Genomic DNA, 16,163 nt, shown 5'->3' with positions numbered 1-16,163 from the left:
AAATACATTCAAACGCTTTTCATTAATGAGGGTGGTCTGGTGCTGTAACCATTCCTGCCAAGCCTGTTTAGAAACCGTGTCAAATAGTTCCTGACCTCTAGCGCCGGGGAAGGGCGCAAATTCTAACCCTTCCATTTCTTTTTGATATTTACGGCAAAACACCTGTCGAGACATATCAATACTCCAAAGTTAAGATATAGCGTTTAAGCATAAAGCTTTTCTAAACGCGCATGCGCACGATCAATAGCTGCTTCTACTTGAGCCGGGGCCGTACCGCCAATATGGTTACGCGCATTTACTGAAGCTTCCAGAGTTAGTGCTTTTTCAAATACATCTGCCTGAATCAGGTCAGAGAACTGTTGAAGCTGTTCAAGGCTAAGTTCAGAGAGATCTTTACCTTCCTGAACGCCCAGAGCCACTGCTTTACCTACGATTTCATGTGCATCGCGAAAAGCGACTCCATTTTTTACCAAGTAGTCCGCAAGGTCTGTTGCAGTAGAAAAACCGCGAAGGGCTGCTTCACGCATGATATCGATATTGGGTACCAGAGCTGGAATCATGTCAGCAAATGCCATCAATGAACCACGTACGGTATCAATTGCATCAAATAATGGCTCTTTATCTTCCTGATTATCCTTGTTGTATGCTAATGGTTGGCCTTTCATTAGGGTCAACAGGCTCATCAGGTCACCATAGACACGACCGGTTTTACCACGTACCAGTTCAGGGACATCGGGATTTTTCTTTTGTGGCATGATTGAAGAACCCGTACAGAAACGATCCGGGATATTAACGAATTTGAACTGTGCTGAAGTCCATAGAATCAGTTCTTCGGACATGCGTGATAAATGCATCATGATTAAAGATGCAGCAGCATTAAATTCAATCGCAAAGTCACGATCCGATACGGCATCTAACGAGTTTTCAGCAACTGTTTCAAAACCCAAAAGTTCAGCCGTATATGCACGGTCAATTGGATAAGTTGTACCAGCAAGTGCCGCAGAACCTAATGGCATGCGATTAACGCGCTTGCGGCAATCAATAAGACGTTCAGAGTCACGAACCAGCATCTCAAACCAGGCCAATAAATGATGACCAAAAGTCACAGGCTGTGCGGTTTGTAGATGGGTAAAACCGGGCATGATGGTTTGGGTATTTTTAGCTGCCAAACCCAAAATACCTTTTTGTAATTTTTCCAGCAGATCTAAAATGGCATCAATTTCATCACGGACATAAAGACGGATATCAGTTGCGACCTGGTCATTACGGCTACGGCCGGTATGGAGTTTTTTACCTGTAATGCCGATACGCTGGGTCAGGCGTGACTCGATGTTCATATGTACATCTTCAAGGTCAATGCGCCACTCAAAATTTCCTGCCTCAATATCTGCTTTAATGGCAGTTAGACCTTCAATAATGTCATCACGTTCCTGTTCGGTCAGTACCCCTACTTTGGCAAGCATGGTCGCATGAGCAATTGAACCGGCAATATCCTGTTTATAAAAACGTTGGTCAAATTGTACAGATGCGGTAAATTCAGCCACAAAAGCATCGGTAGCTTCGGAAAAACGGCCGCCCCACATACCGGAAGTCTGATTCTGGGCAGGCGTATTGGAGGAATGAGAAGATGTGGTCATGTCGGCTCAGCAAAATAAAAAAGAGTATAGCAAATTCAACAGCGCTTGCCGAAGCACAGCGTGATAATTCCGCAATACCATCAATAAATAACCGGAATAATTTATATTCTTTTACAAAGCGTGGACGCTGGCAATATCTAATCGAATTATTTCTGGTCAGTACGCTGTTGTCACTGATCCTTATTCTGGCAAAAGCGGGGACATGGCAAAACCTTCAGCTTGACCAATTGGCACAGTACATTTTTTTTATTCAATGGGTAGTATTGTGTTTTACTGCTTTGGTAGATACCTGGCAAAACCAGTTCAGACAGCTCAACCATTTTTATGCCTTACTGTTCGGTTTTCTGCTACTTCAGTGCATTGTTCTGGTATCTACCTTCAGTCTGAATATGCTGAACTATTGGGGTAGTCATTTGAGCTGGACGGGAATAGATTCCGATATTTCATTTAAAGATATAGGTTTAAATCTCAGTTTTGGGATATTGATGGGAGTTATCTTTCTACGTTATCTGTATATGCGGGAGCAATGGTTCAGACAGCAAAGTAGTGGATTAAACGCCCGTATACAGGCCATGCAGGCACGTATTCATCCGCATTTTTTATTTAATAGTATAAATAGTGTAGTAAGTCTCATCAGTACAGACCCTGACAAGGCTGAAACAATGCTGATCAGCTTGTCTAAACTTTTTCGTGCCAGCCTGCAAGACCTCAAGCTGGTCAGCTTACAGCAGGAAATTGATTTGTGCCGGCATTACCTTTCAATTGAGCAGATGCGTCTGGGTGAACGGCTCCAGGTAGAGTGGAAAATAGAAAATACTCACTCTTTAAATCAGGTTTATATTCCACTTCTGACCTTACAGCCTTTGATTGAAAATAGTATTTTCCATGGAGTTGAAAGTGTCTATACTCAAGGTACCATCGGTATACTGGTTGAAATACTTCAAAATCAAGTTACTATAGTCATTACCAATCCTTACTCTTTAGATAAAATAACATTACGTAAAGGTCATGGTATTGCTATACAAAGTGTACGGGAGCGGTTACAGGCCTATTTTGGACAGTCTGTACAGTTTCAAACTTTTGCCGGTGAGGGGATTTATACCACTATCGTGCAGTACCATTATAAATAAAAGAATAAAACCAGAGTCCAGATCAACATATATAAATTAAATGAAGTTGGTCTAGACAAGGAGAAAAAATGGATATCCTGATTTGTGATGATGAGCCATTGGCCGTCGAACGCTTATCTCGTCTGGTTACCCAGCTCGGGCACCATGTAGTCGCTACAACATCAAGTGGTCAGCATACGATTGCACTGGTCCAGCAGTATCAGCCTGATGTTGTATTGCTTGATATTCAAATGCCGGAAATGGATGGTTTGCAATGTGCTGAACAGCTAAACCAGCTGGACCTTATGCCGGCGATTGTCTTTTGTACGGCTTATGAAGATCATGCATTGGAAGCTTTTAAATCAAGTGCGGAAGGTTATCTGCTCAAGCCCATAGAGGTCAGTGAGCTGCAGCAGGTTCTGGACAGGCTGACCCGTTTGAACCAGGCACAAATGTCGGGCCTGAAGCAGAAAGATATAGATACGGCAAAATTACAGCGTCAGCAAATTACTGCAAAAAGTTATCGGGGTGTTGAGCTGGTGCCTGTGGAGAATATTTACTATTTTTTAGCTGACCAGAAATATGTCACAGTACGTCATAAACATGGCAGCATTTTGATTGATGAGACCTTAAAAGAACTTGAACAGGAATTTTCGGAGAAGTTTATCCGGATCCATCGTAATGCACTGGTATCTGTTGACTATCTGGATGGGCTTGAGGTTGTGACTTCCGGACAGTATCAGGTACGCTGCCGTGAACTTGACGAGCGGCTGGCCGTAAGCCGTCGCCATTTACCTGGTCTGCGTGAGCGGATACAAAAGCTTTAAAGAACTAAAATAGGACGGTTTTATCGGCTTTGGACGATAATTTACTTGCATTTTTAGGGGATCACGTTAAGTTTAAAGGGACTTTTTAACGCCTGAATTATGATGATGACCTTAAAAATTGCAACCCGTAAAAGCCCTCTAGCGCTCTGGCAAGCTGAACATATTCGTGCCCGTTTGCAGGAACTTCACCCTGGCTTGACGGTAGAACTGGTCACGTTTGTAACCCAGGGCGATAAGATTCTTGATACTCCTCTGGCAAAAATTGGGGGTAAGGGCCTGTTTGTAAAAGAACTTGAAGCTGCCTTGCTGGATGGACGTGCTGATTTGGCAGTGCACTCGATGAAAGATGTGCCTATGCATTTGCCAACAGGGTTATCGTTACCTGTGATCTGTGAACGTGAAGATCCATGTGATGCTTTTGTTTCAAATCGTTTTGAAGGCTTTGAGCAGTTACCAAAGGGGGCAACAGTCGGGACGTCAAGTTTACGCCGTAAAACCCAGATTTTGAAAGCCCGTCCAGATCTGAATATTCTCGATTTACGTGGTAACGTGGGTACCCGTCTGTCTAAACTTGATGCAGGTGAATATGATGCGATTATTCTGGCTAGTGCTGGTTTGAAACGTCTGGGATTGAGTGAGCGCATTAAACATACCCTGTCTCCGGAATTAAGTCTGCCCGCTGTTGGGCAAGGTGCGCTAGGACTAGAATGCCGTACAGATGATCAGGCCATACTTGATCTGATTTCTCCACTTCAGCATGAGCAGACAAGTATATGTGTACGGGCAGAGCGAGCATTTAATAGTCATTTGGAAGGAGGGTGTCAGGTTCCGATTGCTGCTTACGCGACTCTGGAAAATGGCCAGCTCCAGCTTGAAGGCCGTGTAGGAAGTGTGGATGGCTTAATATTACTTTCATCTCAAGTTTCAGGACAGCCGGAACATGCTGAACAGTTGGGGGTTGAATTGGCAGAAAATTTATTGTCACAAGGTGCTGGCGAGCTGCTAAAAGCCCTTTATAAGTAAGTTTTATGCTATTTATTAATACCCGCCCGCAAGAACGCAGTCAGGCATTAAGTCTTGCCTTACTGCAAGCAGGTCATCAAGTACTTGAGTTGCCTTTACTTGAACTAACACCAACTGCTTACTCACTCCAGCTACAACAACTCTATCAGAATCTGCCATTCTGTCAGGTAATTGTGGTAGTGAGTCCTGCAGCAGCAGATATTGGGATGCAGTATCTTCAGCAAAGTGGCATCAGCCTGAACGATTTAAGACAATTACAATGGATAGCGGTAGGCCAAACTACAGCTGAACACCTGAAGCATTACAGTATTTCCAGTCAGGTCCCTAAACTTGAGACCTCAGAGGGGATGCTTGAGCTTGATGTATTCAGACAATTTAATGACCTGCACAGTGTAGCATTCTGGCGCGGAGAGGGGGGGCGCCAGTTTATGATGCAAAATCTGCATCAGCAGGGAATAAAGGTTTTAAACTTTATTTTATACGAACGGTCCTGCCCGACACAAAGCATTCATGATTTTTCTAAAGTTGCAGCACAGATTATACAATACGGAAATCAGGTGCTGGTCCCTATTACTAGTGAAGCCAGCTGGTCTAACTGGCTGGATTTATGCCAGAATCAGCAGTCTGTTTTGCAGCTATGTCATTATCTGGTGCTGGGAGAGCGTTTATATCAGTTGATACACGGTTATAAAATCCAGCATCAGGCCAAATTTCAGGTTTCAAAAATAGAATATTTAAAACCTGAGGTCATACTCCAGTATATTGCAGAGTTGCAAGGGAAATTATGAGAAAGTTTTTATTCTGTATAATCATTCTGGCGTTGGCTTGGTTGGCAAAAATTAGTTATGACCTGTTTCAGGTTTCCCGCCAATTACCGGAAGTAGAAGTTAGTTTGCATCGAACTGAGCAGCTCAATGCAAGCCTCAACGACCAGGTAGTAGCTCTGCAGCGCCAGATTAGCCAGATAGCAGTGACTACCTCCACTAATCCCTCTCAGTCTCCCCAGCAGCAGTCAAGTCCAGACGTTTTAGCAGAATTTAGCCCGGTCGCATTAATTGGTGAACGTTTAGAGCTGGTTCAGTTTGCTGTCCGGCAGCAGCAGTATGTGTATGCGCTGGAAAAATTATCAGAACTGGATCGTGATTTACATGGCTATGTACTGGCACCTGAACTCAAACAAAGTCTACATCAGGTGATTCATACAGATCAGTTAGCGATTCAACAGTTCGTGCAGGCTAAAACTCGGCAACAAGAATCTTTAGATGCACTGTTGTTAGAAACTGACCAGTTACTGAAGCAGGCCATACAGCAAAATAATTTAAGTCCTGCCAAGATTCAGCCGCAACATTTCTGGCAGCGCTGGTTGCAGATTGAACCAGTTCAGCGTCCAGGAGCTATATTGATGAATCGGCAACTGGTTCTCAAAGAGGTACAGCTAAGGCTGTTACTGGTAAGACAGTCACTTATGCAGGGGCAATATGCAGAATACCAGCAGGGCCTGGATGATGTAATTAAACAGCTGAATCAGCTACCCGACTATGACAGCCAGCAGTTAAAAAAACGTTTAATGAATATGAAGTATCTGCCAGTCATACCAAATCCGAAACTTGGTGCTATGACATTACTGGGTTAAGGGGGCAGTATGAAACAGATTTTTCTTGCTTATACACTGGTTAGCTTACTGGTTTTGGCCTTATTAAGTGTACTAAGTTATGGCTACGGTGCTGGTTATGTTTATGTGCAATGGCGCAACTGGCAAATGCAGACCAATTTATGGATATGGCTAGCTTTACTGGCAATATTCGGTTTGATTATCCAGCTGGTCTGGCTACAACTAAAACGTTATCTGGCTCGGGAACAGCGTAAAACAGAAACTGTACTTGACTTCAAAACCTTACATCCTTACGAGCAGTTGGGAGTGATTTGGCTGTTACAAGCGGAACAGGATCAGCAGTTATTTATTCAACGGGTCTTTTCTCAATCAGGTCTATTAAGAGGAGTGATTGAATCACGCTTATTCTTAGGTAATGCCGAGACAGACCTTGCATTGAAAAGCTTGAATCAGGCATCTCCCCATGCATTTGAACTGGCAGAGCTACAACGGATTGAAATCTTTTTGCATCAGCAAGATCCTGAACAGGCATTAACTCATCTTGAATTTCTGAGTCAACATGCTTTGTCTCCCTGGTTACAACAAGTGGAAAGTGCCTATCAATACAGGATTAATGAGCTCTGGGGGGAATTCGCAGTTCAGTATCCATGGCTCTACTTGCGCTCCAGAAAATATGGTCACTTAAGTCACGACTATAAAGAACAGTGGCTACAGCAACTGCTGGGCCAGTTTGACCAAGCAACTCTTGATGATCTGCAAGCATTGCAGCAACGTTATTTGGACATGGCAGGTCAGATACAGAACCGTACACCTGATATTCAGATTCTATGGCTTAAGTTACTGGCACGTATGCCTGAAATGAGTCAGCAGCATGAATCACTAGCCAATTTACTGCTGGCTGATAATTTTGATCAAGATGTTTTCTATTTATGGTTTCAGCAACAATTACTTAAGCAGCAACCTGACTATGAATATGTCGAGCAGCGTATTTTATTTTTAGAAAACAAGTACCCAAGTATCCCTATATTAAGTTTTGCAAAATGGCACATATATCAAGCAACTGACCGTGCATTGGAGGCAGAGCAGTTACTTGAACTCTATCCAGATAATATATTGATGATTTATTTAAGGATCAAAACAGTATTTAAAGGAAATGAGGATTTAATTCAGCAATTAAATCTGATTTTTGAAAATGACGCTAATTTTATGCAGTTAAAGATTTAAGGAATTAATATGACCAAGTTAACAGATTACCCAGTAATTTATGAACAGAATGTTGCTTGGGGAGATATGGATGCATTTGGGCATGTCAATAATGTAATTTATTACCGTTATATAGAAAGTGCCCGTATTTGTTATCTTGATAGCTTGAATATATTCAAGCTTGATATTAATACTGTTGTGGCTTCAAGCCAGTGTAAATACCTTAAACCGGTATTTTATCCAGATCAGTTGAAAATTGGCGTCAGGGTTGAAGAGATTAGGAATAGTGCCTTTCGCATGAATTACCTGATATGGAGTAGTGCCCAACAACAAAATGTCGCTTTAGGAGAAGCAGTAATTGTTTGCGTAGATAAAGAGAATATGCAAAAGACACTCATTCCTGAAATAATAAGAGAAAAAATCATTAAGATTGAAAAAACTGTTAAGCATGATTTAAATAACCGATGATTAGTTTTATTAAATAAAACCTCCTATTTCATATTAATTTGGCTATGTTGAGTTATTGTTATTAATTTAATTAAATAGTCTTGATAATTGTATTTAAAATACATAATATGAGTTTGAATATTAATTCAAATAAATATGATTAACCTGTGTTGCGGAGCCAATATTAATGAAGCCAGATATTAGTGAACTTTCGGTAGAAGATCTCAAAAGATTACAGCTTGAAGCCGAAGCATTAATCGCCAGCAAAAAAGATCAAGCAGTAGATGAAGCTTATGAACAGGTTTTAGAAATTGCTGAAAATGTGGGTCTGACTATTGAACAGTTGCTAGAATTTGGAGCGCAAAAGCGCAAGAAAACAACACGTAAATCAGTAGAGCCACGTTATCGTAATACTGAAAATCCTGAAGAAACTTGGACAGGACGTGGTAAGCAGCCACGCTGGTTAGTAGCAGCTCTTGAAAAAGGTGCAAAACTTGAAGATTTTCTGATCTAAGTTTCATCGAACTGTCATTCGACTGCCTTAGAATGTTAAAAAAGCCAAGCATGAATGCTTGGTTTTTTTATAGCAGTGAATTGGCGAGGTAGAAAAATTATGCATAATGGGACGCAGGGGAGAAATATAGTTATAGGAAAAAAATTAAATGTTGGTTATTGCTGAATGAATAAAAGAACGAAGCAATTAACGTGGTGGATATTTGCAGTCCTGGCATTTTTATTATTTGTAGTGTTACAGATACCTGCTGCCTGGATTATTTCAAAATTTTCAAAAGATAATCAAACCTTGCAAAATGTCAGCGGTAATATCTGGCAGGGCCAGGCAGACTGGCATAAAGATAAATTGCGTGGATCAGTCAGCTGGAAAACCAGGCCTCTCGACTTATTGCTATTACGCTTGGGAGCAGACCTGGAAATTCATAGTGCCAATACAAAGCTAAATGGTACAGTGGCCTATGGTTTAGGTAAAAAAATAATTATTCAAGAGATGAAGGGCCAAATAGCGCCAGAAACCTTAAAGACCTTAGTAGACTGGCAATGGCCAGCCAATAGTATTCAGCTTCAAAATATTAATTTACGTTATCAGAAAAATGATGGCTTTAGCAATGCAACTGGCCAGCTGCAATGGGCAGGCGGACAACTCCTGTATAGCTTGGGCTCACGGCAGGACCGAATGAATATACCCTCTTTAAAAGGAGAGATTCAAGACGACGGTGGAAAGCTTATCTTTAATATACAAGATCAGCGTGGACAGAAAATGGCAAATCTGGTTCTTGATCCGGACATGATGCTGGATGTGCAACTAACCCAGCGTCTACTCTTGAATGTCCTTTCTTATGACGGTAAAGCTGGACTCGATACCTATGTGATTAGCTCCCGTCAGCCTCTATTACGGGGCAACTGGTGATGAAAACCTATCTGAATAAACTCCAGGATATTTCCTGGTCTAAACTGGACCGGGCTGGACCGTTTGTGCTGGCATTATTAATTCTGATCTTTTGCTGGAAGCTGGCAGCGTTGTTCTGGTGGGTGGTAGCACCGCCACAAGGCATACAGTTTGAGCGCGTCATGCTGGGTTCGCAGCAGCCACAAGTTCCAAATATTTCTTCATTTTCCCTGTTTTACGAACCAGGTCAAAGTGCTGCGGCGAATACATCTGCTGAAAGTTTAAATATAGAGTTGCAGGGTGTGGTCATTGGTTATCCAAACCGTTATTCCTCAGCTGTAATTAAAGTAGACCAGATTGCAGAGCGTTATCGGGTTGGAGAAACCATTGCTAATTCTTCATTTCAATTGGCAGAGGTTTACTGGGACCGGGTGATATTGCGTCAACCCAATGGTACATCTCGTGAAGTTCAGTTTAAAGGAATTGAAAATGGCCTGAACCAGCCGATTGTGCCACCCGCTGACTCTGCCACTTCGGCAGCTCCTTCGCCATCACCTGCAAATTCTTCTCAATCTGCTTTAGGACAGGCGATACAAAAAATTCAGGAAGACCGTGAACAATATTTGCAGGAAATGGGTGTAAGCTCGACCGGTAACGGTTATGAGGTCACCAGCCGTACACCGGCCGCATTGCGCAGTAAGCTGGGTTTACGCCCAGGTGACCGGATTATGTCTGTAAACGGTCAGCCTGTCGGCCAGGGACAAAGTGATATTCAGTTACTTGAACAAGCCAGACGTGAAGGGCAAGTCAGAATAGAAATAAAACGTGGTGATCAGGTGATGACCATCCAACAAAGTTTTTAAGTGGGGATACCTCACAGTAGTGTTAGGAAAAATAACAGGCTATGGCTTTATTACAACATCATCGTCCACTTTGGGCTTTAGTGGCTGCAGCACCAGTCATCGCTGCTATAAGCACTGCAGCCTATGCACAAACCTGGAAAATTAATCTGCGTGATGCAGACCTGACTGCTTTTATCAATGAAGTTGCCGATATCACAGGGAAAAATTTTGCAGTTGATCCACGGGTCCGCGGAAATGTGACGGTCATCTCTAATAAGCCACTCAATAAAAATGAAGTTTATGATCTGTTCCTGGGTGTATTAAATGTCAACGGTGTAGTGGCAATTCCATCAGGGAATACTATTAAACTGGTTCCAGATAGTAATATAAAAAGCTCAGGTGTTCCTTATGATGCACGACGTAATGCACGTGGTGATCAGGTGGTCACCCGGGTAATCTGGCTGGAAAACACGAATCCTAATGACCTGATACCAGCTTTACGTCCATTAATGCCACAGTTTGCACATCTTGCTGCAGTGGCAGGAACAAATGCTCTCATTGTCTCTGATCGTGCCAGTAATATTGCGCAATTAGAAACAATTGTCCGCAATCTCGATGGTACCGGGCAAAATGATATTGAAGCAATTAGCTTGCAGTCGAGCCAGGCAGAAGAAGTGATTGGACTGTTGGAGTCCATGAGTTCAACGGGCGCTGCTAAAGATTTTAGTGGGGCACGGGTAAGAATTATGGCAGATAACCGGACTAACCGTATTTTGATTAAAGGCGATCCGGCGACACGTAAACGTATCCGGCATATGATTGAGATGCTGGATGTACCCTCAGCAGACCGTCTGGGGGGACTTAAAGTATTCCGCTTGAAATATGCCAGTGCCCAGAACCTGTCCGAGATCCTGCAAGGACTGGTGACCGGGCAGGCAGTAAATAGCAACAATAATTCAAATAATTCTGGTTCCAGTAATTCTATTAATAACCTGACTAATAATACTGGCACTAATAATCAGGGCGGCACTGGCTCTGGAATTTCTACACCGGGTATTAACCTCAACGCTAACACTAATTCCGGGCAAAATCCGATCAGTAGTTTTAATGCCAATGGGGTTAGCATTATTGCGGATACTAACCAGAATGCTCTGGTAGTTAAGGCTGATCCCCAGCTGATGCGTGAAATTGAATCAGCAATTCAGCAATTGGATATACGTCGCCAGCAGGTTCTGATTGAAGCTGCAATTATTGAAGTTGCTGGTGATGATGCAGATCAGCTTGGAGTGCAGTGGGCACTCGGTGATATCAGCAGTGGAATTGGCTTGGTTAATTTTACAAATGTAGGAAGCAGTCTCGCCAGTCTTGCTGCTGGTTATCTGGCTGGTGGTTCAGCACTTGCTAATGCAGCCAGTAATTTAAGAGGTTCATCACTTCTTTTAGGTGACTATCGTGAAGGTGCTGATGGCTCACGACGTTTGTATGGCGCCCTAATTCAGGCCTTAAAGGACAATACCAAGTCTAATCTGTTGTCCACACCCTCTATTGTTACCATGGATAATGAAGAGGCTTATATCGTTGTCGGCCAGAATGTCCCATTTGTTACCGGTTCAGTGACAACAAATGCAAATGGTGTAAATCCTTATACAACTGTGGAACGTAAAGATGTTGGTGTGACTCTAAAAGTTATTCCACATATTGGTGAAAATGGTACTGTCCGGCTGGAGGTGGAGCAGGAAGTATCAAATGTACAGCCTAATAAAGGACAAGCTACAGACTTGGTTACCAGTAAACGTGCAATTAAAACAGCAGTCTTGGCTGAACATGGTCAAACAGTCGTACTCGGTGGACTAATCTCAGATAATTCTATTTACAGTCGACAGGCTGTACCAGGTTTGGGGGCTATCCCGGGCATAGGCCGCCTGTTCCGGTCTGACAGCAACAGTAATGAAAAGCGAAACCTGCTGGTATTTATCCATCCGACCATTGTCGGCGATGCTAATGATGTACGCCGATTAACGCAACGCCGTTATGATCAGCTTTATAGCTTACAGCTGGCTATGGATAAAGACGGGAATTTCGCCAAATTGCCTGAAAATGTAGAGGATGTCTATCAGCAACGTTTGCCGGTTCCTGCTACCTCTGATAAACCTAATGTGTACAAGCAGCTTTCTTCAGGGGGTGTTACTCCTGTGGTAACGACGACTCCTGTAGCAATTGAACCTGGTATTGGACAACGTAGTGTAGCTTTGCCTCAACCGGAGGTAGAACGTACTAAAAATACAGTAACTACAACTACTCTGCGTCCGGCTTCTTAACAGACAAGGCACGGAACATGAAATAAGGCATGTTATGATATAAAAAAACCACAAGAGATGAGTTTATGACTTGGAAATTACAAGCAATTACAGGTGATATTACGGGGCAGGAAATCAGTATTACCCATGACATGCTGGTGGGCCGGCATCAGGACGCTGATGTATTGTTACAGTCTGCGGAAATCTCCCGCCGTCATGCTGCCCTGCTGTTAAAAGATCAGGGACTTTGGGTACAAGACCTTAATTCATCCAATGGTACTTTTGTTAATAATGTCAAGATTGACCATGAAACCTTGCTAAAAGATGGTGACATTCTGCAATTTGCCAGCCTTAAGTTCTCAATTTTGGCACCTGTAGCAGATGCAGTGCAGGATGATGAGCCAGAAGTTGAAATGGAGCCAGTGGTTGAGTCTACCGAGTCAGTTGTGGTTGAAAAAACTGCTGCAGAGCAGATGAACGAGCAAGGTATGCCAAGCCTGACTGAACGTGCAGAAGTTCCGGTTAGCCGTGAAGGGATGCCGCAGCGAGTAGATATTCCTAAGCCCGCGCCAATTCCTGAAACTGTCCAGCCTAAAGTGCAGCCGGAACCTCAGTCCGTGCCACTGGAACAGCCTGTATCACGTGTTGCTGAAGAAAAAGAGCAACAGAAAAATGCATCAGTAGGCTTAATGACAGTGATCGTGCTGATTATTCTGGCAGTAATTGCATGGGTATTCTTTAAATAATTATATAGTCACATTCATGGGCATGCTCGCATGCCTTTTTATCTGGATAAAAAATATGACAGTTGCTCAACTTACAACACGCAATTTAATCCTGTTTGATCTGGATGGAACGCTGGTAGATTCAGCCACTGATCTGTTTAGAGCGATGAATATCAGCTTAAATACCCTGCAACTCCCGATGGTTACAGAACAACAGATTCGGCAATGGGTAGGTAAAGGTGCATCTAAACTATGTGAAGATGTATTACTTAATCTTCTGGGTGAAGTTGAACCGAGTCAGCATCAGCAGCTCTACGCAGAATTTTTAGAAGTATACGCTGCTGGTATTTGTGTGGACAGTAAGCCATTTCCTGGGGTAATTGATTTTCTTAACTATGCCGTCCGGCAAAATATTACTTTGGCTTGTGTGACCAATAAACCACAAAAACTGGCTGAAGCCTTACTCTATGAATTAAGGCTGGACCAGTATTTTAAACTGGTGGTCGGTGGTGATAGCTTGGAACATAAAAAACCGCATCCTCTACCTCTACTGCACTGTATGGATGTTCTCAAGAGTAATACGAAACAGACACTATTAATTGGTGATTCAAGCAATGATATTGAGGCAGCACGCCGTGCAGGGGTTGATTGTATTGTCGTAAGCTATGGTTATAATCATGGTGAAGATATTCATGACTCGGCTCCACAGCAGGTCGTAGATGATTTAAGAGAATTAATTGATCATTGAAAAAGTTTAGAAAGTGAAGGATACAACAATGGACAACAGTATGGTTTTTCGATGGCGACATAACATAGCTTTAAAGCCTGATGCCTAACTTAACGAAAAACAATCAAGAGTCCCTGTATGACCACCCTAAACCAGTTTGAATCACTTAAACATGCCGGCTATAACCTGATCCCTGTTTACCGTCAGCGCCTGGCAGATACCGAAACTCCACTGTCCGTATTTGCGCGTTTAAAACACCATAGTCAAGCTTATCTGTTTGAATCGGTTGAGGGGGGTGAAAACTGGGCCAGATATTCAATGATTGGCTTGGGTGAATCTGTAGTATTTTCTTGTAATGAGGGAGAACTCACTGTAAAAGCTGCTGATGGCCAGCTTACCACCCAGCTGTGTGATGACCCGTTCCAGTTTATTCGAGACTTCCAGGCTCAGTTTAAAGTACCTGATGCGCAGTTGTTACCCGGATTGCCCGGTTTTACAGGAGGGCTGGTCGGTTATTTTGGCTATGATGCAGTGCGCTATATTGAACCCAAGCTCAATAATATGCCGCAAGCAGATCCAGTGGGCTTGCCAGATATATGGATGATGCTGTCAAAAACAGTCATTATTTTTGACAATCTTAAAGATACGCTGTTTCTGATTGTGCATGCAGATATCAATGATCCTGAAGCCTATCAGCGCGCGCAGTTACAACTCGATCATCTGGAACAGACACTGAATACACCAATCAGCTTGCAGGCTTATCCACACACCCCACCACATTTTGAGTCTCTTACCGGGAAAGATAGATTCCTTGAGTCGATTGAGACAGTTAAGGAGTATATCCGGGCTGGTGATGTAATGCAGGTAGTGCCAGGTCATCGTATGGTATCTGAGTTTGATGGAGAGGCATTGCAGGTCTATCGTGCACTACGTCACCTTAATCCATCACCTTATTTATTTTTAGTACAAGGTCAAACTTTAACTGATGGCAAGCCATTTCATATTGTAGGTTCATCGCCTGAAATTCTTTCTCGTCTGGAAAATGGGATAGCAACTGTACGGCCACTTGCAGGAACCCGTCCGCGTGGTAAAACCAAGGAAGAGGACTTGGCGCTTGAACAGGACCTTTTATCTGATGAAAAAGAGATTGCCGAACATTTAATGCTGATTGATCTGGGGCGTAACGATATCGGTCGAGTCTCACAAATTGGTAAGGTACAGGTGACGGACCGCATGGTTATTGAACGCTATTCACACGTCATGCATATTGTTTCAAATGTGCAAGGTGAAGTAAGTGAAGGTATTGATGCACTAGATGTATTTAAAGCTACTTTTCCGGCTGGAACACTTTCTGGCGCCCCTAAAATTCGTGCAATGCAAATTATTGATGAAGTCGAGCCAGTTAAACGTGGGATTTTCGGTGGGGCTGTAGGTTATTTGGGATGGCATGGTGAAATGGATATGTCGATTGCCATTCGAACTTGTGTGATTCGTGAAAATAAGGTTTATGTACAGGCTGGAGCGGGGCTGGTCGCTGACTCGAATCCTGAATCTGAATGGAATGAAACTCAAATAAAAGCTCGCGCAGTGATCAAAGCGGTTGAATTATCATCAAACGGATTGATTTTATGAGTTTTTGAGAGTTTTTTTAAAAAAAACTGTTGCATGCCTGCGAAGTTTTGCTAAACTGCACACCGTTCCGATACGAAACGTACGAAACACTAAGAAGCGCCGGCATAGCTCAGTTGGTAGAGCAACTGACTTGTAATCAGTAGGTCCACAGTTCGAATCCGTGTGCCGGCACCATCTAAAGTGTGTAAGTTTGTAGAGGAAAGCACTGAAATAAGTGCGATTGGTGGGATTCCCGAGCGGTCAAAGGGAGCAGACTGTAACTCTGCCGCGTAAGCTTCGAAGGTTCGAATCCTTCTCCCACCACCAACTTTTACTTTAAATGTAGTGGTCAATTACCAACAATGCGGGAGTAGCTCAGTTGGTAGAGCGGTAGCCTTCCAAGCTGCATGTCGCGAGTTCGAACCTCGTCTCCCGCTCCATTTAAAGCTAAATTTCGCTCTTATAGCTCAGTGGTAGAGCACTCCCTTGGTAAGGGAGAGGTCTCCAGTTCAAATCTGGATAAGAGCTCCAGATACAGTTTAGTAGATTTTTCTACAAAGTTTTTTAAAAAGCAGGCTTTTAAGTCTGCTTTTCAAGTATTGGGTGTCTGTTTTTAGACGATGGGTCGATGAGCTGAGTTATCTCAGGGCTGTTTTCTTAAGCTGGTTTCGACGTAAACGAGGAAGATCATCATGGCTAAA

At 43.0% G+C, this 16,163-nt stretch carries 16 protein-coding genes and 4 tRNA genes; 18 read left to right on the top strand and 2 right to left on the bottom strand.

Annotated elements, in window-relative coordinates; all coding sequences use genetic code 11:
* Positions 1–174, bottom strand: a 174-nt coding sequence (locus tag B3X18_RS04305; protein ID WP_286935150.1) for an oxidative damage protection protein, incomplete at its 3' end; no start/stop codon positions are given.
* Positions 175–203: 29 nt separating this feature from the next.
* A complete protein-coding gene (gene argH, locus B3X18_RS04300; protein WP_010700193.1) occupies positions 204–1,637 on the bottom strand; it encodes an argininosuccinate lyase in 1,434 nt (477 codons plus the stop codon).
* Between argH and B3X18_RS04295 the strand changes: the two genes are divergently transcribed.
* The 18 genes from B3X18_RS04295 (at position 1,628) to B3X18_RS04210 (ending at position 15,993) form a co-directional block, all read left to right on the top strand.
* Positions 1,628–2,767 carry a sensor histidine kinase gene (locus B3X18_RS04295; protein ID WP_005022995.1) on the top strand — a complete coding sequence of 380 codons (1,140 nt, stop codon included), beginning with the start codon at positions 1,628–1,630 and terminating at the stop codon, positions 2,765–2,767. The two genes, argH and B3X18_RS04295, sit on opposite strands and share 10 nt — an antisense overlap.
* 68 nt (positions 2,768–2,835) lie before the next feature.
* Positions 2,836–3,573, top strand: coding sequence for a LytR/AlgR family response regulator transcription factor (locus B3X18_RS04290; RefSeq protein WP_005022996.1), 738 nt, complete (start codon positions 2,836–2,838; stop codon positions 3,571–3,573).
* 102 nt (positions 3,574–3,675) lie between these two features.
* Positions 3,676–4,596, top strand: a complete 921-nt coding sequence (gene hemC, locus B3X18_RS04285) for a hydroxymethylbilane synthase (RefSeq protein ID WP_026444029.1) — start codon at positions 3,676–3,678, stop codon at positions 4,594–4,596.
* A 5-nt stretch (positions 4,597–4,601) separates the two neighbouring features.
* Positions 4,602–5,384 (top strand): uroporphyrinogen-III synthase, encoded by a 783-nt coding sequence (locus tag B3X18_RS04280; protein ID WP_005023000.1) that lies wholly within the window; start codon positions 4,602–4,604, stop codon positions 5,382–5,384.
* Positions 5,381–6,229: a hypothetical protein gene (locus tag B3X18_RS04275; protein ID WP_005023002.1), complete on the top strand. Its 849-nt coding sequence runs from the start codon at positions 5,381–5,383 to the stop codon at positions 6,227–6,229. Before B3X18_RS04280 ends, B3X18_RS04275 begins: the two co-directional genes overlap by 4 nt.
* A gap of 9 nt (positions 6,230–6,238) precedes the next feature.
* Entirely contained in the window at positions 6,239–7,432 is a 1,194-nt protein-coding gene (locus tag B3X18_RS04270) for a membrane protein (protein WP_005023003.1), read from the top strand.
* Between the two features lie 9 nt (positions 7,433–7,441).
* Positions 7,442–7,879, top strand: coding sequence for an acyl-CoA thioesterase (locus tag B3X18_RS04265; RefSeq protein ID WP_005023004.1), 438 nt, complete (start codon positions 7,442–7,444; stop codon positions 7,877–7,879).
* 166 nt (positions 7,880–8,045) lie between these two features.
* Complete coding sequence (locus tag B3X18_RS04260; RefSeq protein WP_005017085.1) at positions 8,046–8,372, top strand: H-NS family nucleoid-associated regulatory protein; 327 nt, start codon at positions 8,046–8,048, stop codon at positions 8,370–8,372.
* Positions 8,373–8,537: 165 nt separating this feature from the next.
* A complete protein-coding gene (gene gspN, locus B3X18_RS04255) occupies positions 8,538–9,281 on the top strand; it encodes a type II secretion system protein N (RefSeq protein WP_017400648.1) in 744 nt (247 codons plus the stop codon).
* Positions 9,281–10,123 (top strand): type II secretion system protein N, encoded by an 843-nt coding sequence (locus B3X18_RS04250; RefSeq protein ID WP_005023006.1) that lies wholly within the window; start codon positions 9,281–9,283, stop codon positions 10,121–10,123. Before gspN ends, B3X18_RS04250 begins: the two co-directional genes overlap by 1 nt.
* Positions 10,124–10,164: 41 nt before the next feature.
* On the top strand, positions 10,165–12,420 hold the full coding sequence (gene gspD / locus B3X18_RS04245) for a type II secretion system secretin GspD (RefSeq protein ID WP_017400649.1): 2,256 nt from the start codon (positions 10,165–10,167) through the stop codon (positions 12,418–12,420).
* Between the two features lie 65 nt (positions 12,421–12,485).
* Positions 12,486–13,145 (top strand): FHA domain-containing protein, encoded by a 660-nt coding sequence (locus B3X18_RS04240; RefSeq protein WP_017400650.1) that lies wholly within the window; start codon positions 12,486–12,488, stop codon positions 13,143–13,145.
* 55 nt (positions 13,146–13,200) lie between these two features.
* Positions 13,201–13,872: a phosphoglycolate phosphatase gene (locus B3X18_RS04235; protein WP_017400651.1), complete on the top strand. Its 672-nt coding sequence runs from the start codon at positions 13,201–13,203 to the stop codon at positions 13,870–13,872.
* A 117-nt stretch (positions 13,873–13,989) separates the two neighbouring features.
* Entirely contained in the window at positions 13,990–15,483 is a 1,494-nt protein-coding gene (gene trpE, locus B3X18_RS04230; protein WP_005405839.1) for an anthranilate synthase component I, read from the top strand.
* Positions 15,484–15,581: 98 nt separating this feature from the next.
* Positions 15,582–15,657, top strand: a tRNA-Thr gene (locus B3X18_RS04225).
* A 48-nt stretch (positions 15,658–15,705) separates the two neighbouring features.
* Positions 15,706–15,789: transfer RNA gene (locus B3X18_RS04220), tRNA-Tyr, on the top strand.
* Positions 15,790–15,826: 37 nt separating this feature from the next.
* Positions 15,827–15,902: transfer RNA gene (locus tag B3X18_RS04215), tRNA-Gly, on the top strand.
* Between the two features lie 16 nt (positions 15,903–15,918).
* Positions 15,919–15,993: transfer RNA gene (locus B3X18_RS04210), tRNA-Thr, on the top strand.
* Positions 15,994–16,163 lie beyond the last annotated feature (170 nt).

Origin of the sequence: Acinetobacter sp. UBA6571, assembly GCF_002434085.1 — a bacterium.
In the GTDB taxonomy this organism is placed as follows: domain Bacteria; phylum Pseudomonadota; class Gammaproteobacteria; order Pseudomonadales; family Moraxellaceae; genus Acinetobacter; species Acinetobacter radioresistens.
This window is presented reverse-complemented; position numbering and strand designations above follow the sequence as displayed.

Excerpts from the sequence above, each read along its gene's own strand:
- B3X18_RS04250 (WP_005023006.1), top strand. The coding sequence starts at position 9,281 with ATGAAAACCTATCTGAATAAACTCCAGGATATTTCCTGGTCTAAACTG.
- B3X18_RS04260 (WP_005017085.1), top strand. The coding sequence starts at position 8,046 with ATGAAGCCAGATATTAGTGAACTTTCGGTAGAAGATCTCAAAAGATTA.
- B3X18_RS04275 (WP_005023002.1), top strand. The coding sequence starts at position 5,381 with ATGAGAAAGTTTTTATTCTGTATAATCATTCTGGCGTTGGCTTGGTTG.
- hemC (WP_026444029.1), top strand. The coding sequence starts at position 3,676 with ATGATGACCTTAAAAATTGCAACCCGTAAAAGCCCTCTAGCGCTCTGG.
- B3X18_RS04295 (WP_005022995.1), top strand. The coding sequence starts at position 1,628 with ATGTGGTCATGTCGGCTCAGCAAAATAAAAAAGAGTATAGCAAATTCA.
- B3X18_RS04265 (WP_005023004.1), top strand. The coding sequence starts at position 7,442 with ATGACCAAGTTAACAGATTACCCAGTAATTTATGAACAGAATGTTGCT.
- gspN (WP_017400648.1), top strand. The coding sequence starts at position 8,538 with ATGAATAAAAGAACGAAGCAATTAACGTGGTGGATATTTGCAGTCCTG.
- argH (WP_010700193.1), bottom strand. The coding sequence starts at position 1,637 with ATGACCACATCTTCTCATTCCTCCAATACGCCTGCCCAGAATCAGACT.
- B3X18_RS04290 (WP_005022996.1), top strand. The coding sequence starts at position 2,836 with ATGGATATCCTGATTTGTGATGATGAGCCATTGGCCGTCGAACGCTTA.
- gspD (WP_017400649.1), top strand. The coding sequence starts at position 10,165 with ATGGCTTTATTACAACATCATCGTCCACTTTGGGCTTTAGTGGCTGCA.
- B3X18_RS04280 (WP_005023000.1), top strand. The coding sequence starts at position 4,602 with ATGCTATTTATTAATACCCGCCCGCAAGAACGCAGTCAGGCATTAAGT.
- B3X18_RS04270 (WP_005023003.1), top strand. The coding sequence starts at position 6,239 with ATGAAACAGATTTTTCTTGCTTATACACTGGTTAGCTTACTGGTTTTG.
- B3X18_RS04240 (WP_017400650.1), top strand. The coding sequence starts at position 12,486 with ATGACTTGGAAATTACAAGCAATTACAGGTGATATTACGGGGCAGGAA.
- B3X18_RS04235 (WP_017400651.1), top strand. The coding sequence starts at position 13,201 with ATGACAGTTGCTCAACTTACAACACGCAATTTAATCCTGTTTGATCTG.
- trpE (WP_005405839.1), top strand. The coding sequence starts at position 13,990 with ATGACCACCCTAAACCAGTTTGAATCACTTAAACATGCCGGCTATAAC.